Annotated in this window: 14 protein-coding genes; 6 read left to right on the forward strand and 8 right to left on the reverse strand. The window is 47.3% G+C overall.

From position 1 onward, the window contains the following. Positions 1 to 22 precede the first annotated feature (22 nt). From AC27N8_RS12535 to AC27N8_RS12545, 3 genes are read left to right on the forward strand one after another with little or no spacing between them, the layout of a single operon-like run. Positions 23 to 1,990, forward strand: coding sequence for a L,D-transpeptidase (locus AC27N8_RS12535; protein WP_487067454.1), 1,968 nt, complete (start codon positions 23 to 25; stop codon positions 1,988 to 1,990). Between the two features lie 11 nt (positions 1,991 to 2,001). Next, the gene (locus tag AC27N8_RS12540; protein WP_487067456.1) at positions 2,002 to 3,471 is read left to right on the forward strand and encodes a serine/threonine protein kinase; all 1,470 of its coding nucleotides are present in this window, start codon (positions 2,002 to 2,004) and stop codon (positions 3,469 to 3,471) included. Between the two features lie 60 nt (positions 3,472 to 3,531). Beyond that, positions 3,532 to 4,143 (forward strand): class F sortase, encoded by a 612-nt coding sequence (locus tag AC27N8_RS12545; RefSeq protein WP_487067458.1) that lies wholly within the window; start codon positions 3,532 to 3,534, stop codon positions 4,141 to 4,143. An 89-nt stretch (positions 4,144 to 4,232) separates the two neighbouring features. On the opposite strand, the gene AC27N8_RS12550 is transcribed toward AC27N8_RS12545, so the two are convergent. Together AC27N8_RS12550 and AC27N8_RS12555 are read right to left on the reverse strand one after the other, a co-directional pair. After that, complete coding sequence (locus AC27N8_RS12550) at positions 4,233 to 5,243, reverse strand: hypothetical protein (RefSeq protein WP_487067460.1); 1,011 nt, start codon at positions 5,241 to 5,243, stop codon at positions 4,233 to 4,235. 130 nt (positions 5,244 to 5,373) lie between these two features. Further along, the gene (locus AC27N8_RS12555) at positions 5,374 to 6,381 is read right to left on the reverse strand and encodes an aldo/keto reductase (RefSeq protein WP_487067462.1); all 1,008 of its coding nucleotides are present in this window, start codon (positions 6,379 to 6,381) and stop codon (positions 5,374 to 5,376) included. Between the two features lie 323 nt (positions 6,382 to 6,704). Here AC27N8_RS12555 and AC27N8_RS12560 point away from each other — a divergent pair, with 323 nt between their 5' ends. Beyond that, complete coding sequence (locus AC27N8_RS12560; protein ID WP_487067464.1) at positions 6,705 to 8,216, forward strand: carbohydrate binding domain-containing protein; 1,512 nt, start codon at positions 6,705 to 6,707, stop codon at positions 8,214 to 8,216. Between the two features lie 302 nt (positions 8,217 to 8,518). Further along, positions 8,519 to 9,163 carry an RNA polymerase sigma factor gene (locus AC27N8_RS12565; protein WP_487067466.1) on the forward strand — a complete coding sequence of 215 codons (645 nt, stop codon included), beginning with the start codon at positions 8,519 to 8,521 and terminating at the stop codon, positions 9,161 to 9,163. 223 nt (positions 9,164 to 9,386) lie between these two features. Here AC27N8_RS12565 and AC27N8_RS12570 read toward each other — a convergent pair whose 3' ends face one another. The 6 genes from AC27N8_RS12570 to AC27N8_RS12595 form a co-directional block, all read right to left on the reverse strand. Continuing rightward, positions 9,387 to 11,720: an ArnT family glycosyltransferase gene (locus AC27N8_RS12570; protein ID WP_487067468.1), complete on the reverse strand. Its 2,334-nt coding sequence runs from the start codon at positions 11,718 to 11,720 to the stop codon at positions 9,387 to 9,389. A gap of 105 nt (positions 11,721 to 11,825) precedes the next feature. Continuing rightward, positions 11,826 to 12,686, reverse strand: coding sequence for a glycosyltransferase family 2 protein (locus tag AC27N8_RS12575; RefSeq protein ID WP_487067470.1), 861 nt, complete (start codon positions 12,684 to 12,686; stop codon positions 11,826 to 11,828). A 455-nt stretch (positions 12,687 to 13,141) separates the two neighbouring features. After that, entirely contained in the window at positions 13,142 to 13,765 is a 624-nt protein-coding gene (locus AC27N8_RS12580; RefSeq protein WP_487067472.1) for a hypothetical protein, read from the reverse strand. Between the two features lie 8 nt (positions 13,766 to 13,773). After that, a complete protein-coding gene (locus AC27N8_RS12585) occupies positions 13,774 to 14,745 on the reverse strand; it encodes a DUF4097 family beta strand repeat-containing protein (protein ID WP_487067474.1) in 972 nt (323 codons plus the stop codon). A 291-nt stretch (positions 14,746 to 15,036) separates the two neighbouring features. After that, complete coding sequence (locus tag AC27N8_RS12590; RefSeq protein ID WP_487067476.1) at positions 15,037 to 15,627, reverse strand: hypothetical protein; 591 nt, start codon at positions 15,625 to 15,627, stop codon at positions 15,037 to 15,039. A gap of 125 nt (positions 15,628 to 15,752) precedes the next feature. Then, a complete protein-coding gene (locus AC27N8_RS12595; RefSeq protein WP_487067478.1) occupies positions 15,753 to 16,442 on the reverse strand; it encodes an STM3941 family protein in 690 nt (229 codons plus the stop codon). Positions 16,443 to 16,834: 392 nt separating this feature from the next. Between AC27N8_RS12595 and AC27N8_RS12600 the strand changes: the two genes are divergently transcribed. Beyond that, positions 16,835 to 18,667, forward strand: coding sequence for a serine/threonine protein kinase (locus AC27N8_RS12600; RefSeq protein WP_487067480.1), 1,833 nt, complete (start codon positions 16,835 to 16,837; stop codon positions 18,665 to 18,667). Position 18,668: the final 1 nt, after the last annotated feature.

An 18,668-nucleotide genomic window follows, 5' to 3' on the forward strand; every position in this document is an offset into this window, starting at 1 on the left:
CGATAAAGGGACGAAGATGAATATGCCGAAACAGACTGCTAGCGCGAATGAGCAAGCCTCTGATGCTACTATTCGCGTTGCTGATTTAGGAGCTACTGTCAGGCGTGATAAGCGTATGGCTCATGATCTTTATACACGTGCTGTCGCCATTACCGAAGAGAAATCGCGTCAGGCTAATGCTCTGACAGTTCCTACACCCTCTCTTGATAATGTGCAATCTGAGCAGGTTAAAGCACAGATCACAGCACCGCAGAAGCGTATCTTGCTTACGAAAGGTCGTCGACTGCAACACGGCCATGCCCAAAGCTGGCTGAGTGTCAGCAGTATTATCTGCCTGATCTTAATCGCACTCCTATTGGGATATCAAGCGTTTTCCAATACCCACAATCCTGGTAGCATCGCAGCATCGCAGCAAAGGAAAGCACAGGTCGATGGACTTATTGCGCATGCTCGATCGCTAGGTGTAGCGGATAAGGAGCTTGCGCCGGTCATTGCTATGGAGCAGCAGATTGATAACTCATTGCCATGGTTCTCCCCTGGTTTCTACCTGCGACCTGATCCCATCTATCAAGTGCAGGCGGCACAATATTCCCAACTGCGAGAGCTTATACCAAATGTTATCAGCGCCTCGACGCAGCAAGCGCAGTCTCAGGCGCAACAGGCTCTGCAAAGCTTCCAGGTTGTTGTGAGCCGTGTGAATATGCAACCGCTTGGAGATAGTAATGCATTTACGCAGCGCTTTAGTGTTGATCAACTACTGTTAGAATCAGCGAAGTATCCAAAAGATTACCATGCTATTACTGTAGACGCTGATCGTTCTGTTACAGCATTAAACGCTCTGGAGACAATGTCAACGCAATTGACGACCATGCAAAGTATGCTCATGACCATGAATCAAGCGCATCTCAATGTGATTGCATTGCAAAAACAGTATCAAGTTGATCAGCATGCCTTTGCCAATGCTGCGACTCCCAATGCAGTCCAGCAGCTTCAGGGTCAATTAACAACCCATTATCAGCAGATTATGAATGTTGCTATCCAGGATTATCCAGTGATCAGTCAGGCAAAGTTGCAAAATTTTTCACAGCAGATTACTACTTTAAAAAGTTATGGGAAAGATGCGACTGCGTATCTTACGCGCTTGCAGACAGATCGGATAGATGCGGCGAAGGCGCATACTCCCCAGTCTAGAAAACAGATATTGCAGCGCATTGATAACGATATAGCCTCGATGCAGGGAGATCTGGCAAATGGAGATGCTCATCATACGGTTGAGCTCTTCCATCAGGAAGTGACATCCTGGGCCAAAGCCCATCCCTATTACGATACTTATGACGGAAATACCTATGCTCCCGACTCCGAATATATGTCACAGGGGATCGGCTCTATTCTGGATGCAGATCTGGCTGGTTCCTCCTCGCTTGAGGACTTCCATGGCGTGACGACAGAAGCTCAAAATGCCTTGTTTAATCTTCATTTACTTGAAGCGGATAGTCAGGATAAAACTGCCTATAATCAACCTCATGCGACTGATAAACAAGCACTCGATCATTACGCTTTACATGGGAGGCAGGTCCTCATAATCTCACTGGCAGGACAGTCGATGCGCCTGTATCAGAATGGACAGCTGCAACGCTCTTTTCAGGTCGTGACAGGGAGTCCGCTACGACCATCACTTCCCGGTGTCTGGTCGGTATTGGATCGCAAGTCGCCGACAGTCTTCGTCTCAAAAGATCCTAAAGGATCACCATTCTGGTTTGCTCCCACGCCGATTAGCTATGCTATTCTATACCATTATGGTGGGGATTATCTCCACGATGCGAGCTGGCGTGGAACTTTTGGAGCTGGTTCACAGTATCCTCATCAGGATACTACAGGGAATACCCCCTACAATTATGACGGTAGCCATGGGTGCATTAATATGACGCAAAGCGATATGGCCTGGGTCTATACCCATACAAACTGGCAGACGGTCATTGTTATTTATTAAGAGGTGTTGGAATGCAATTGCCTGCGACGACCTTCGCCCCTGGCGAAGTTATCCACGATCGCTACGTGGTAGAAGAGGTATTGGGAGTTGGAGGTTCCAGCAATGTTTATCTGGTACGAGATAGGCAACGTTTGGCCGCCGGCGAACAGTCGATGCGCTTTGCTCTAAAAGAGTTGCGTGGAACGGATAAGCATGAACGCATCCGTTTCGCTTTCGAGGCAGCGGTGCTCAAGAGACTGGATCATCCATCGCTACCGCGCATCTATGATGTGTTTGAAGAGAGTCCACAATCGCCGGGATTTTTGATACTCGAATATATCCCAGGGGTCAGCCTGGACATTCTCCGTAAGCGACAGCCCGAACAGCGTTTCAGCCTGGCTGAGGTGATCACATTGATGAGGCCGATAGTTAATGCAACGATTTATCTGCATCATCAGTCTCCTCCAGTCGTACATCGTGACATCAAACCTGCAAATATTATTGTTTTAGATGAGAGCCAACAAACTTTCCTGATCGATTTTGGTATCGCTAAAGAATATGAAGTCGATGCGACGACAACCGCTGTACGCCTGTGTACTCCCGGCTACGGAGCTCCTGAACAATATGCTAATATAGGAACTGATCCACGTACCGATGTGTATTCTTTAGGCGCAACGTGCTACTGCCTCTTGACCGGGACAGTTCCCGTTGATGCTCTGCAACGTACCGCTTCGATTGTCACGAAGGAAGATGATGCACTCAAGCCGCTGCATCAACTTGCCTCAGATGTTCCTCCCCATGTGGCACGAGCAATCGAGCGTGCTATGGCGATTGGGTACGAGCAGCGCTTCTCAAGCATCGAGGATTTTTGGGCCGCGCTCAATGGAACTTCTATCCCTTTACCTGTCTTACCATTCTCAAATGTACCACCTGATTCAGGGGAGCTTTCTCGCCCGGCTGTCGTGGATAGTCAACGTGTGCCAAAGGCGAAATGGCGGACCCTGGTGCTCTCGTTACTGGCAGTGCTGATCCTTTCGTTGCTTGCAGGTGGCGGCGTGGTGTGGTCTATGACGCAGACGTCGCTGCCGCGTTCAACGATTGAGAAGAAAACGGGGGTAATGACTGCGACAAAGCATCTGCAATTAACCGTAACCGTAACCTCTGCAATTCATTATCCCCATCTGGCGAAAGAGTATAAAGGAACGCAGCAGAATCTGTTAACTCAGGCGAAAAACACCATTACTCTGACAGATATTGAGCAAAATCAGCAAAGTTTGAGTGGACGCTTTATCGGCATGCAGATGACGACTAATTTTACGGGTGTGCTCGACTCTTCTAACCATATTCTGCTGACCGTGCTGCGCTCTGGCCAGAATTCGCCCCTTTTCTTTGATGGTACTGTGCGTTCGGATGGCGTTCTGGTTGGGAACTATTGTAATCAGGATCAGGATGGTCAATGTGTGTCTAACTATGGACTTTGGAGCCTGTCTCCTGACCGATAAAAAGCTTTTTATATATATCTTTACGTCCATACATTGTTATGAGAGGAAGTGCAGATAGTTATGTTAAAGCAGTATGCCGCAATCTGCTTGATGGGCATATGTATACTCTTATGTCTGAATGGCTGTGGGCAAGCAGCATCAACGCGTATACAGCCGCAGCGCACGAAGCCAAAACCTATTCCAATGGCGAAAGCCACTCCAACGTTGGCACCGATCATCGAAACTCCTATTCATATTAGTATCCCGGCCATCGGAGTGAATGCGGTCGTTGAGCCAGTAGGTATCCTGGCAGGGGGAAATCTTGATACACCACATACAAATCCCTGGGATAGTACTGGCTGGTATGATCATGGTGTCCGACCAGGCGACATTGGGAGCGCGGTGATCGACGGACATGTGGATCGACCGGGAGGAGGTCCAGCAGTATTTTGGAACTTGCAGTATATGAAAACTGGAGAAGAAATTCGTATCACAACTGGTTCGGGGCAGATACTGCATTTTTATGTGACAAAGAGAGTAGCTTATCCAGCCAGCGAAGCTCCCTTACAGACAATTTTTGGCAATACAAACGGGACTCATCTTAATCTGATCACTTGCGCGGGCGATTGGATTCCCAGCGAAGGACAAACTGCCGCCAGAATGGTTGTCTTTGCGGATCTGGGCCGGAGCTAGCCAGAAGGCTTTATTGTGCATATACGCATTGATGGAGACCAAAGGCTGATCCAATGATTGTGCGAGAAAATCATTGGATCAGCCTTTGGCTAATACCAACTCCAGGGAGCACTACGATTGACGCGTGGATCGCTGGTCCAGGTAAATACGGCGTCATAGAGATGACCGTTGTTCAGATACCAACCGGCTAACGAGCCGATCTCATCAGCATAGGATGTGATCAGGCTTTGATCGGTCGTGGTGACATAACCCGTGTTATATCCGATCAAGGCATGTTCGAGCATGGTTGAGCCGCTGAAGCCTGCTGCTTTGGCCTGGTTGGAGAAGTGGATCAGGTGACGAATCCCCATATAGGTAGCAATGCCAGGATCGTAAAAATTCTGGCCGGTGAAATCAAACTGTGCCATTTCGGGGACATCCGTTTCAGGCGTGTAGCTCGGATTGGCATTGGCGTAGGCTGTCTCAGCGGCCTGGATTGGACCATATGAGTGGGATGCTCCACCTCCGGTTTCCAGGCCGGCATTTAAGGTTGACTCACGTGTGGCCATCCCCAGGAAGAAGGTATAGGCTTTTTCTTTGGTGCTGAAGCCTAATTTTGTCTGGATAATGCTCCAACTTCCATTGATCTCCTTCACGATCAGGGCTTTCACCTGATCCTTGGACAGCGCTGTGGCTTGCGCTTGCATGCTGGCAATGGCTGTTCCCGCCGGGAAGTAACGATAAGGTGTGCTACCTGCCTGGCCGGGCGATGTGGTGGGAACGGTGATGGGGATGGCTGTAGGTGTAGGAGGCGGCACTACAGCTGCTGGGGCTACTGTTGGGTCAGGAGTTGGGGTTGTCGCTTTGGTAGGTTTCGCTGTTGGGGTTGCCACTCTGGTAGGCTTCGCCGTTGGCGTGGCTGGTATTGGCGTTCTGGTCGCGATGGGCATCGTTCCCTTATCTTCCTGCACTTTGTTACTATGATTGTTGGCATGTGTCTGTTGCTGGTTAATGATCAGGCTGGATATCAGGATGCCTATGATTAACAGGCCTGCGATACCGCCAGAGATAATGAGCTTTTTGTTTTTCATATCTGAAAAAACGACAGTAGTTTCTTCCATAAAGAGAAGTTACCAGTCGTTATCCCTTTCTACGCACTTACCTGTTCTATGAACATGAATAGTCTTTTCAATGATTGAGACGAAGAAGTTCGATATGAATATCGTAACGCGACTTTTGTACCATGGTGCTTCAGCATGATTGGGTGATACTGTCGATGGCTGTGAGCTCTTCCTGGGTGAAGGTCGGATTATTGAGGGCGGCGACGTTTTCTTCGATCTGCTGGCTGGTTGATGCGCCGATCAGGATGCTTGTGACGATCGGCAGGCGCAGGTTCCAGACGAGAGCCATCTGCGCGAGTGTTTGTCCGCGTGCCAGGGCGAGCGCGTTGAGATACCGGATCTGGTTGAGTTTTTCTCCGTTGAGCACATCTTCGAGTCGTCTTTTGCCCCATGCCGCGGCGGCTCGGGAGTCGCTGGGAAGCTCTTCCCCCAGATATTTGTCGGATAGGAGTCCTTTTGAGAGTGGGCTGAAGGCGATCATGCCGAGTCCATTGCCGGCGATAGAGGGAAAGAGATCCTGCTCGCATCGTCTCTCAAGCAGGTTATAGCGTGGCTGATGGACGGTGATAGGCGTCAGGGACAGGTCTTTGGTGGTCTGGATGGCTCGCTCAAGATGTTCTCCAGAGAAGTTACTCACTCCTATATAAAGGGCTTTGCCCTGGCGCACAAGCTGATCAAGTGCTGTCATTGTCTCTTCTAAAGGAGTCAGTGGATCAGGACGGTGCGCGTAGAAGATATCTACGTAGTCCAGTTTCAGGCGTCGGAGGGATTGGTCCAGGCTGGCCAGCAGTGATTTCTTGGAGAGCCATTCTCCATAAGGGCCGGGCCACATGCGGTATCCCGCTTTGGTGGAGATGATGAGTTCATCACGTGGCATTCCGCAAAGGATTTTTCCTACGACTTGCTCGGCGTTGCCAGGTGGATGCCCATAGTTGTTTGCCAGATCGAAATGGGTGATGCCCAGGTCAAATGCACGATGGAGGCAGATACGTGTGTTCTCCTCTCCCAGCGTACTGCCGTAGGTTTCATGTGCTCCTAACGAGAGTGCCGGGAGAAGGAGTCCAGACTGTCCACACCCGCGATACGGCATCATATCATAGCGCTTACGATCCCATTGTCCCTCATAATGTTCAATCATAATTCCCCCTTTTAATGGTTTCCTATAGCCTTAATGAGATATCTTGCAAAAGCATTGTAACTGATCAGTGATGAAGCGCTATCGGCATCGGTCCTTGCTTTGACTATCTTTTGTTCCGGTACAAAATAGTGCAATGGTCCTGTATAGTGGTCTAGATGTCTTGATTTTAATATGAGCCTATGTTACATTTTCAGCAGAGATCTCACGCTAAAGCAAATAGTATCAGTGTATATGGATATGGGCCTCATGATGTAGGCGTATGCTTTATATGAGAAATGTCACTCTATTTGAACCTTGCCGAAGCATTTCAAGGAGGAAGTTAGATGAAAAAGTCTCGGCGGCTCCCCATTCTCCTCGCAGCAGGATTTCTTGTCCTTGCTCTCATTGCAATGGCAGGTGGAGTGCTACTGCAAAGGGTATCTAATGCCCATGCGGCGTCAGCTCTTCCTGCTCAGTATTTTGCCCCTTATACGGATGTCACTTTAAGCAGCCCGACTTTGCAAGCGGTGACACAAAGCACAGGCCAGAAATTCTATACGCTGGCATTCATCACTGGCAATGGATGTAATGCTGATTGGGCTGGCACGATTCCACTCAGTCAGACCGGTATCTATTTACCCAATCTGGATAGCGATATCAGCTATGTACGTGCTCAAGGTGGAGACGTAATTATTTCGTTTGGTGGAGAAGCGGGCCAGGAATTGGCACAAACGTGTAGCAGTGCCAGCGCTTTACAGGCTCAATATCAGGCTGTCGTGACAAAGTATAGTGCGCTCCATCTGGATTTTGATATCGAGGGTGGCGCACAGGGCGATGCGACGAGCTATGATCGTCGTGCTACCGCGTTGGCAGCCTTACAGGCGGCTAATCCTGGATTGACCATTTCCTTTACTCTTCCGTCGGCTACGACTGGATTGCTCAGCGATAGTCTGGGATTGCTTAATAATGCGGTCTCTCACGGAGTTAAGTTTAATGTCGTCAATCTGATGACTATGGATTATGGTTCTGCTGACAGTAATATGGGCCAGGAATCGATTAATGCGGCCAATGGCCTCTATTCCGAATTAAAGACAATCTTCCCTTCGAAAACTTCCAGCCAATTGTGGGCAATGGTCGGTATCACGCCGATGATTGGTCAGAATGATAGCGCTGGGGAGATCTTTAGCTTGAGTAATGCTCAGCAGGTCCTGACCTTTGCTCAACAGAACAAGATTGGCGAGGTTGCGTTCTGGGAAGTTTCACGCGACAATGGTAGTTGTGCCGGTTCGACCACCGCTACGGATAAATGTAGCGGCCTTTCTCAAAGCACCTATGCTTTTGTTAATGCTTTAAAGGCGTTTACGAGTGGGACGACCACTAGCCCAACGCCAACGCCAACTCCTATAAAGACGACGACACCAACGCAAACACCTGTTCCAACGTCAACACCTGTTACCACACCAACTCCTACGGGGAGCAATCTGGTGAGCAATCCTGGTTTTGAGACCGGAAGCCTCTCTGGCTGGACCTGTGCCTCTGGCGATGCGGTAGTATCAACACCAGTTCACAGCGGCTCACATGCTCTACAGGTGACACCTACCAGTTCCGCAACTGGCGAATGCGATCAGGTAATCTCTGTAAAGGCGAGTCATACTTACACGTTGAGTGCCTATGTTGATGGTTCGTATGCATACATTGGTGTCCTGAATGGTCAGAGTACCTGGACAAGCAGTAGTAGTTATAACAAACTAAGCGTCTCCTTTACCACGAGTGCTTCACAGACCAGTATCACAATTTATGTGCATGGCTGGTACGCTCAAGGCAATGTTTATGTCGATGATCTCTCTTTAAGCTAGCATCTGATATTCATTGCCATTGTTGATTGATGAGTATAGCGTTAACGTGAAGTGATGCTTTATTGATGCTAAAAGAGCTCCCCATATTATTATGGGGAGCTCTTTTTTTCTGACAAGCGATCAGGGAAGGATATATGTAGTAGGAAATGTTAAGAGCTTTCTCATAGTTATCATGTTTTCATTAAAATTATATTATATTTTTGTAAATGCAGAATTTTCCATGGAAAAGTATGGAATTCTTGTGGAAAAAGTGGTAAATTTATAAGAGGTGCTGTTTGTAGGTAGTAGAAGGAGTGCATTTGATGAATTCCCACATGAAATTTTTGCAGGCGCAGGATCTGCCGTTATATGATAGTGTTTTAGCTCAACGGGCAATAGCGGGAGACCAGAGGGCATTTGAGCTGTTGGTGCAGCGTTATAATCCGATGCTTTTGGCTTTTATTTCACACATCGTCAACGATTATGACTTTGCTTGCGATACTTCTCAGGAAGTTTTTATTCGCCTCTATAGGATGCTTCCTTATATTGATACTGATAAGACGTTAAAGCCCTGGCTATTTCGTGTGGCGCATAATCTATGCATTGACGAATTACGCAGTAAGCGTAATCAAACAACTTTACCATTTTCACAGTGCAAGATGTTTGAAAATGGTGGCAGCGGTGAGGAATCGATCTTCGATATACTGGATACAGGGCCAGCACTGGATCAAATCGTGGCACAAAGTCAACTCGAGGCTGTTTTACAAAGGGCTATCGAGGCCCTTCCCCTGAAATTTAAAGTTATCGCTGTGCTACGTTATACAACGAATCTGCGTTTTGCCGAGGTAGGCCAGATGCTTGATATGCCCGAATCGACGGTGAAAACTTATTTCAACCGGGCTAAAATGCGTTTGCGCAAAGAGTTAGAAAAAGAAAATATTATGAGCAGCTATAGTTGTTATGATTGAGATTATGCTGAAATGTTACATGCAGTTATAAAAGGAGATTGATGTCAGGAAGATGAGAAAAGTCCATGGAATATTTCCAATGGATGTATAATAATAAGATCCTTGCATGAAAAGCCTCCCAGGAAAGGCATCACGCCTTTCCTGGGAGGCTTTTCATGCAGAGCACTGTTTTGGAAAAGTTTGTGCTCAGTGACGAACTTATGGATACGCGTGTTGTCGCTATTTAGTTTTTCGTAGCACAATCGTATAATTGTTGTGCTCCACCAAAGCCTCCGGCCGAACCGCTTCCGCTTATTGATGATGTCTCATATGCCGAGGACGGCACAGCGCTACAATTGGTTGTGATCCATTGAGAGATCTCACTGTTACCACCAAATCCACCGCCGCCGCCGGGACCGAATCCGCCACTTTCCAACATCTCAAGGATGTCTGCTGGGAGATCGGCTGTATTGATACCATTCGTCGCACCTGCGCCCGTGCTACCACCAGTGGCAGTTGAAGTCATGAAGTAACGTATTTTTCCCTCTTTCACCATTGTTGCGAGCTGACTGGTTGTCAGAATAGGATCGCTACCCAGGAATCCTCCCCATGCCATGACAGCTTTGTTGGTGTCCAGGATATAGGGTGCGGCCGCGCTCGCAGTTTGCATTCCGACCAGGTACTCTGCATTGCCTTGATGGGCGAGGAGATACTTTTCGAGCCCTTTATCTCCACTCTCAAAGCCTCCTACATTTCCCACAGGCCCTGCTGTGCCTCCGGGCAGTTGCGTACTACCACTTTTATCCGTTATCAGATCTGCGATAGCCGCTGGTTGCGCACCTCTATTAGTGAAGGCTGCAAAGCCGCCTATCGATGATGGTCCTGCGGCGGGGACGAGTCCACCTCCCGTCTGAGTGGTGACGGCTGACCAGACTGTGGGGCCGATCAGGAGCGCCAGCACGCCAATGATAATCGCTGGATGTGCCAGAAAACGCGTGTTGATGCGTGGCCTCAGGTGTGCTATTACCAGAGCTATCACCGCTATCAGGCTGAGAACAAGAATCAAAGGTGTCATCCAACTACTGTAGGTCGGATACGATGAGAGTATATATACCTGGGCTAATGCTGTGATGATCAACGTAATTGGTAATAACCATCCAAGCCAGCCGGGTCTGCGAAACTGATTCCAGAGCGCGACGATCCCGATGCCGGCAGTCGTTGCCACTCCTGGAGCCAGCATTGTGAGATAGTATGAATGCTCCGCTCCTGAGATGCTAAAGTAGGCAAAGACGATCAGCAACCATCCACCCCACAGGATAATTGCGTGCTGGCGTGGAGTCCCTGGGAGGCGTGATTTGCTCAGGCGCCAGGCTTGCCAACCGGCTACGAATATTCCGATCAAAGCCAGGGGGATCAACCAGCTTATCTGTCCCGCCATATCCACTGAGAAGAGGCGAAATGGACTGGCGTTTGACGTTCCATTTGATGCAAATCCGCCGCCGCCAGGGCCACCACCGCCAGGGCCACCGAAGCTACCTCTTTCGCCACCGCCAGGGCCACCGAAGCCACCTCCGCCGAAGCCACCTCCGTTGGTGTTACTGCTTCCTTGTTCGGGTGACGATCCGGGCGTTGTGGGGGCTTCCGTAGATGAAGATGGGTTCGTGGTGGCGTTTGCTTCTCTCGCGGCGTTGTTTCCACCACGATTACCACCAATTGCGGTACCCAGGACTCGCTCCAGACCATTGTAGCCGAACGTGAGTCCTAGCTCAGAATTGTCTGAGCTTGAGCCTACATAAGGACGTTGGGAGGCTGGAGTGAGGTCGACCACAATGATCCATGAGAAGGAAACGACGAGCAGAACTAGCAGCGCGAGCACCAGATGTAGAATGCGTTTGCGCCAGCTTATAGGAGCTCCCAAAAGATAGACCAGGCCGAATCCCGGTAGAACTAAATAGGCTTCCAGTGTCTTCATGTTGAATGCCAATCCAAGGATGACGGCACAGAGGAGTAATTTACGTAACTGACCCGTTTCGACAGCTCTTGTGATCGCCCACGCTGCTAGCAAGACCGTAAAGACAAGCAGGCTATCGATGATATTATCTCGATTGGTTGCAACACTGACCGGTGTAAGGGCCATGATCAATGCGGCAATTAATCCTGTGACAGGACCAAAGACACGTCGTAGGAGATAATAGATGAGTAGGACTGAGAGCACACCGGCCAGTGCTTCGGGCAGGAGGAGACTAAATCCGCTGAAGCCGAAGAGTTTGGCACTGGCGGCCTGAATCCATAGAGCCAATGGGGGTTTGTCGACTGTGACAAAACCTCCTGCATCGAACGAGACGAAGAAGAAGTTATGCCAGCTGGTGAGCATACTTTTTACGGCAGCCGCATAATAGGTGTTGCCGTAGCCTACTTTATTGAGTTCGTAAAAATTTAAAAATCCTGCAATGATGGCAACGATGCCCAGGGCGATGCGGTGCCAGAGCATAGTTTTACCTGGTGTATCCGCAGTAACGGTCGCAACAGGCGGCGTAAGGGGGGCATTTCCTGTTACGGATGCGTCTTCTATATTCATAATGCGTTTTTTTACTTTCTGCTTTTGTTTGTTTTCATCCAGAGGAAACGCGTAGTGCGAACTGTTTTTGCCACCACTCCTGGCAGTTCTGGATGCAGATACATATCAGACACTTTCTTTGATGCGCTCTTCCGTCTGGAGCGTTTGTGGACTGCGCTGGATTTCTTGCTTCCAGCGCGAAGAATAGGTAAAGAGGTCACGAAATGCTCGCAGAATTACTCTGATGTTAGCTCCAGTGGCTTTTCCGCCCTGACGAGGCAGGTGATGCACCCCGATTTGCTTATAGGTGCGCTTTGATTGTGTCAACTTATATAACAATTCAGCGTTAATCATAGCGCTCTGCGTCTCCAGAGGATACTCATGCAAAAACTGCGTGTGCAAGAGTTTGAAGGCGCAATCAAGATCGCGGACATTAACTCCTAGCATAAGCCTGACGACGAATTTCCATCCTGCTGCATTTAACTTGCGAATCCAGGTGTCCTGACGATGCAAGCGATAACCAATCACGGCATCATAGGTATCGATAAAAGGAAAGAAGCCCTGTAAATCCCGAAGCGTAAATTGCCCATCGGCATCCATAAAGAAAGTCAGCTCTTTGCTTGCGGTCGCGAAACCGCTGACCAGTGCCGCTCCATAGCCTCTATTGATTGGATGCGTTATCAGGCGTATGCGTGGATCAGAAATTGCCAGGTTATGAACAAGAGTCTCAGTCTGGTCTGTGCTGCCATCGTTGACGACAATTACCTCAAAGTCATCCATCCATGCTGCTAAGATACTGACGACATCCTGTACGGTATTCACGATGATATGCTCTTCGTTGTGCGCCGGCAGGACGACCGATAAGCTATGGGCAGTATGAAATATTGGGAGCTGCTGTGACGATCCCTGACTATGCTCAAGTGAAGTTCCCTCTTCAGCAGAGTGGGCCGATTGCTCGGTCTGTGATTGCGATATGAAGTTTTGCATATCCATATGCCTTCCTGACGAAGTAACAAAGACCCAAAGATGTATCATTCAGTGCGAGCTTTGAGCAAAGCCCAAACACGTGCATTGTGTGATGTCTCATGCAACATTCGGTACACTCCGGTGCTTGCATGCGGCTATATATCTTCTATTCAAGCTCTGTATCTTCTTTGGGCAACGAAAGTGTTATTAAGATGGGCGGCGCGTCGCTCCATCCTCTCTCGTTAGTGCTAACTATAGCAGCATGTTATGAAGATCCTATGAAGAATGTGTCAAAACATAATAAATTCTTTGTGTGGTGGCTGTTCTGGAGGAGGAGATTAATTAGTATCAAAGAAGTGAGCGTCAAATATGTCAATTCTGTTTGCCAGATTCCTCTAAAAGGGAGATGAAGTTGGATGATGCAAACCATCCAACGTTTTATCCTCTATTTCATACTTACTTATCTACCCTGTGTATTAGTCAATTTTGGCTTCCATCTGCACTTTGAGATCGAGGAGTTGTTGTTGTGCCGCTTCCTTTCTGAAAGCGGCTACTGGAGGAAAGAGTGTAGATACGATGAATGATGGTATTAACCTCGTGCTGGTCAACCGGATGTGAGTCATAATGGTCTTTTCTTGCGGTGCCTGGAATGTTATACGATGCTCATCATTGCGGGAATACTTTTCCAATACGAAAGGTCTTCTTGCCATGAATGAGAAAAAGGTGAAAGGATTGGATTTTTCGATGGTAATGGAGCCTGGATACATAAGTTTCCAGGCTGAAAGCTCTGAAAATTCTGGAGAAAGATTTCTCGTGCTCATACGATACTCAAATGTTGTTCCAACTTGTAGTGTCTGGGTTGTAAGATTTTCTATCTCAATTTTTGTTTCAGAGTGCTCCATCAATCGTTGGTGCCTGGCGAAGCGTTCCAGAAATTCCGGATCGCCGCGATATTTCGGCGGTGGAGGGGTAGGGCCATTTATTCTGGCACCTTTGGCTAAATCCCATGTGACTAATTGAACAATAGGCTGTGGTTGAAACATCCAAAGAAAGACTTTTTCAAGCGGACATTTAATGACGATTTGAGATGTAAATTTCATCTTCATTCCTATTTGTGATGGATATTGATATCTGCTGCACCATCTCTGAGATGTAAATGGCTGGTGGGGTTAACTCCAACTCTGGGAGAGCCAAAATCATTGTTCACATTGTTTTTTGTATCCAATATAAAGGCGGAATTGGCTGGTACTGTGAGATCGATAGGACCGCCGTCATTCTCAAATGTATAATCCCCCTTGTTTGCTAATGAGCCATTAAAGGTAATGGTTCCGCTATTCTCGTAGAATGAGGATGTACCTGTCAGAGTGCCGTCTTGAAAGGTGATATCTCCATAGTTTGCTTTGATATTCATGCTTCCACTGATCCCATTGATGCTAATAGTGCCGGCACTGAGCGTGGCGTCGATATTGCTATTGGCCGGGAGGGTGATGTTTAGTGTCATGTTTTGATCATCCATCGATGCGGCGGATGCCTGCTCATTGATGGTAATAGTATTGGTAGTGCTATCCTGTTGCGTGTCTATTCCGATGAGGTCGGATGGTCTCCTTCCGTTATCATTTTCCGAAGATGTTCCTGTAACTGATCCTGTGATATTTACCGTATTCCCAGTACCTGTCTGGAATATTACGGTGCTAGCTGATGTGGTAAGAATGATCTTTGGCATGGTCCTGACGTTAAATGTATGTGCTTGCAACGGAACTGTCTGAAAATTGCCCATACTGAGATGAGACATCAAGGAGCTAAATCCACAGTACATAACCATCAGGATACATAGAATCGCTACAACTATGAGTAGTGGTCTACGCGATTTGCTCCGACGCACTGGAGGATAAATTTTTTGTCCTTGTACACCTTCCAGATGCTGCTGCATAGCTGCTGCATAGCCTGCCTGGTACGCTTGATACGTTTCGTTTGGTCGTCTGGGGTCCTGATAATAGGATCGTTCTTGCGGATAGATATTTTGTTGTTGTGTGCTCTGTGTTATGCGACCCTGGTCTTCAAACTCAGGTTGCTGCTGCATGTCTACTTTCCTCCATGTAAGACTGCCTTTGTGGCTACTTTAATTATTTCAACCATAAAGATAATAAATGTGTATTATGCTATTCAATAAGCGATTGCATGTCGATTTAACTTGTTAGATTAATTATAATATTGATAATTATATGTGTAAAATATTATGCTTATTATGAAGATCAGACAAAGTAAAACATTTACTACTAACGCAACTTTTGGACGTTTGTGTGGATCGGTATGTGGGTAGTTTTTTTGATCTTGATCCTGGCCAAATTTATAGATTCCTAGAATCATGCCTTCAATCTTTTATTTGTATTTCATCGCTGAGGAGCTCTGAACTGTAGCGTTCTTCGATTTGTTGAAGAATTTCCTCAGCAGATAAAGAGAGGAAGTATGAGCTGATGTGGATATGTGCCCCAGTACTGGAAGCTCTGCGCCATTTGCGGTATGGACCTTTTCCATAGAGAGACCAGTAATGCGCTGGATCTTTCAAACTAAGAGAAAGCAAGGTACTCGTCCCGGTTTGAACTACAGCGATCCACTCGATCTCTTCCCAAGGGATAAAACTCGGCCTGAACGGCAGAAAAAAAGGAAAGCGTAAGGGAAAAGGGGAGGAAAAGCCCTGAGAGTTGATCGTAAGTTCTGGTCCATACTGGCACAATCTGGAGAGACAAGCTAATAGGATCCATAGTATGACAATTGGCAATAGGAGAGCTAAAATCCACGTACCAGTAATAATTTCATCGTGGTTCCAAAACGCCCAACTATCAAAAATGTCTCTACCCACTAGATAAACAAAGATAAACGCTATAATACTTGTAAATCCGGCTAGCCGTTTTCTGTCTGAATAGATAACAATCTCATGATTTTGCATGTTTGGTGTATTCATCTGTCATCTCCGCTTATATATATTTTCTTCTAATGTAGCAATATCATATAGAATACTTTTTCTTACCAAATTGGTTGATGAATTTTTGACCCTTTTGCCCCTGAAATATACTTATGGTGATAAAATCAAATACGATTCAGATTTAATTCGTATGCGTAAAAAAATTGTATGTATTGTAGTATCTCTTCGACAGGTCTTTCCAGCCAGATCTGCGGGACAAATAACGGCGGCATTCCCACTATGACGTTACTACGTCTGTTAATACGCTCTAAGAGAGTAAATCGTTGCAAAAACTGTTTAGAATCCTTTGGGCGAATACAAAGATATTTATTTATGAATGTGTCAGTATAAATCGCTTCGATTTCGTCCCATGCTATAAAAAAGCCGCTGAGCATGAATGTTTTGCCAATGGTGATCCCTTGATGATTGATGATCAGGAGTGGAGCACCCTTGAGAAAGAGATGTGCTATCCTCCAGGTGCCCCAGCCACCAAAAACAAGCATAGCGAGGATCAATACAAGATCCAGTATTATTAGTATCAGATAATTGATGGGAAAAATGTGTCCGAAGATAATTAATAAGAATGTCATACTAATAAGTAATATGGTTCCGAAGAATATTACTATTCCAGCGATAGTTGTGCGTGCGATGGCCTGTATCCGATTGGGGTAAATAATGATTTCTGGGCGCGATATAGTCCATGGGTCTGGTGGAGTGTAAGTCTGTGCTTGCAGTGAATGCTTCTGTGATGGCTCAAAAAGAGAGATCTCTGCTGGCGCGTGCGTTGGTGGTTGTTGTGAGGGAGGGTCCTGCATGTTTTGTCTCCAATCAATTGTGATTTAGTCTGATGATCATATATTGTGCGTTCATAAAAATGCATCTAAAGTATATATTGGATTTTACTTGAAAAGTGAAAATTTTGTCAATAGCTATGATAGTTAGAAAATTTTATAAATTAGCGGCGTGGATAGCATTTATGATGTTTGGTTTGATAAGAAATTGTCGTTTAGAAAAATAGAAAAACAAGTGGTATTCAGAAATGGGAAAGAAAAGGGTTATCTTTGCCTGTGTCTGTGGCTCAACCATGAGCATGGCTTGTGCGTGTTATAGGAGAGTACAAAGATTGGTCATATGTCGACGTGTTGGCGTTCCGTGCTCTTTTGCTCGATGAATTAGAAATGGAATTCATATTACTTGAGGTGTTATTGTGCAAGAGACACAGAAAAATCTGTCCAATGGAACTATCATCCATGGTCGCTTTATTATCGAGGATCTGCTGGGCAGGGGAGGATTTGGAGCGGTCTATCTTGTGCGCGATCAACGTGTCGCGAATAATCGCTTTGCTCTGAAAGAAATTATTGATCCTGATGTTCGTACGCGGAAAAATTTTATCGTGGAGTGTGAGCTCCTGCGGCGATTGGATCATCCAGCGCTGCCACGTTTTTATAGTATCTTTGAAGAGGATCAGCATTCGCGCCTCTATCTACTCATGGATTATGTGGCTGGTCAGAATCTTGACGTATTGCGCCAACATCAGCACAAGAAACGCTTCTCGTTTGCCTACGCTTTGCGCTTGATGGAACCCGTTGTCGACGCTGTTTCTTATATTCATCAGTGTGAGCCACCAATTATTCATCGTGATATCAAGCCGGCCAACATTATTGTCTCCTCTTCTAAGGATGATACGGTCCTGGTCGATTTTGGCATTGCGAAGGAATATAATCAGGATGCTACCACGACCGCTGTGCGCAGACTCTCTCCGCACTACAGTGCTCCAGAGCAGTATACATTTGGCACCAATCTGGGAACTGATATCTATGGGTTGGCGGCAACGCTCTATGTGATGCTTTCCGGTGTGATGCCAGTCGATGCTTTCCAGCGTGTGATCCAGTTGCGTACCAAGGGCATTGATCCACTCGAGCCCCTGAGGCAACAGGTGCCCCAGTTGGCGCCTGATGTCTCGGCTGTGATCGAGCGTGCTATGGCTATGCATGCTGAGGATCGTTTCGATTCTGTGCCAGAGTTCTGGCAGGCTCTTCAGGATGCCGCTTCAGGTCGGATGACAGCACTTCCGGTCACTCCGATTGCATCTCTGGTGCCCATGCTTGATCAACAAGTATCAGAAGAGTCCTTAGCCTCTGTGCCGGTAGATGATATTGCTACGCAAGAGACAATTCCAGAAACATCAAAAGAACCATTAACTCCTGTGCCAGTGGGGGATATTGCTGCGCAAGAGACAGTTCCAGAGACATCAGAAGAGCCATTAACTTCTATATCAGCGGAAGATATCGCTGTACAAGAGACGGTTCCAGAAACAACCGCTATCCTTAATACTCCTGCTGTTGGGTCAGAGACGTCGCACGCTGCTTCCTCGGCGGGCGTCGCGCCAGCGGAAATGGATATCTTGCAGAGCCCAAAAGCATTTGCGCGTGTCCAGCGTTCTCGTCCACGGAGCTTGCTACTCTTGCTGGTGGCAATCATGGCATTACTTGTCTTAGCGGCGGGCATCTTCTATCTGGCTGGCATGCTGCCGATGAATGGCTCGACCTCTCCTGATCCAGGTATAAGCCAAAAGAATAATCCGACTCAGACCGCGCAGGTAGCCACTCCTACTCCTCTTGTGACGGTCGTGGTGACGCCGACTCAGATGGCCAGGCCATCACCCACGGTAGGTCAAAAAGCTACCAGTACAGTACCAACGATCGTTACGGGAAGTAAGTATGCTGGATCGGTCTATAACCAATCAGCGAATATTCCGGGAGATCTCACATTCACCAATGTTCAGCAGCAAGGGACAACACTCAAAGGAACGGTAACCTTTAGCAATGGCTTGTCGGGACAGGCGGATTTCGATGGCACGATCAATGCCGCTAGAGAACTGCGCTTCATTGTTACTCCTTATACCCAGTATCCACCCCTTCTCTTCCAGGGAAATGTGCATGCCGACGGCTCTATGTCGGGCACCTATTGCAGTGAGCGCAATAATAGTTGTGATTATTCAAGTGGGGGATATGGCACATGGCAGCTGGCTCCCCAATAGC

Source organism: Dictyobacter sp. Z7_2, assembly GCF_057551105.1.

Excerpts from the sequence above, each read along its gene's own strand:
- AC27N8_RS12535 (WP_487067454.1), top strand. The coding sequence starts at position 23 with ATGCCGAAACAGACTGCTAGCGCGAATGAGCAAGCCTCTGATGCTACT.
- AC27N8_RS12540 (WP_487067456.1), top strand. The coding sequence starts at position 2,002 with ATGCAATTGCCTGCGACGACCTTCGCCCCTGGCGAAGTTATCCACGAT.
- AC27N8_RS12545 (WP_487067458.1), top strand. The coding sequence starts at position 3,532 with ATGTTAAAGCAGTATGCCGCAATCTGCTTGATGGGCATATGTATACTC.
- AC27N8_RS12550 (WP_487067460.1), bottom strand. The coding sequence starts at position 5,243 with ATGGAAGAAACTACTGTCGTTTTTTCAGATATGAAAAACAAAAAGCTC.
- AC27N8_RS12555 (WP_487067462.1), bottom strand. The coding sequence starts at position 6,381 with ATGATTGAACATTATGAGGGACAATGGGATCGTAAGCGCTATGATATG.
- AC27N8_RS12560 (WP_487067464.1), top strand. The coding sequence starts at position 6,705 with ATGAAAAAGTCTCGGCGGCTCCCCATTCTCCTCGCAGCAGGATTTCTT.
- AC27N8_RS12565 (WP_487067466.1), top strand. The coding sequence starts at position 8,519 with ATGAATTCCCACATGAAATTTTTGCAGGCGCAGGATCTGCCGTTATAT.
- AC27N8_RS12570 (WP_487067468.1), bottom strand. The coding sequence starts at position 11,720 with ATGAATATAGAAGACGCATCCGTAACAGGAAATGCCCCCCTTACGCCG.
- AC27N8_RS12575 (WP_487067470.1), bottom strand. The coding sequence starts at position 12,686 with ATGCAAAACTTCATATCGCAATCACAGACCGAGCAATCGGCCCACTCT.
- AC27N8_RS12580 (WP_487067472.1), bottom strand. The coding sequence starts at position 13,765 with ATGAAATTTACATCTCAAATCGTCATTAAATGTCCGCTTGAAAAAGTC.
- AC27N8_RS12585 (WP_487067474.1), bottom strand. The coding sequence starts at position 14,745 with ATGCAGCAGCAACCTGAGTTTGAAGACCAGGGTCGCATAACACAGAGC.
- AC27N8_RS12590 (WP_487067476.1), bottom strand. The coding sequence starts at position 15,627 with ATGAATACACCAAACATGCAAAATCATGAGATTGTTATCTATTCAGAC.
- AC27N8_RS12595 (WP_487067478.1), bottom strand. The coding sequence starts at position 16,442 with ATGCAGGACCCTCCCTCACAACAACCACCAACGCACGCGCCAGCAGAG.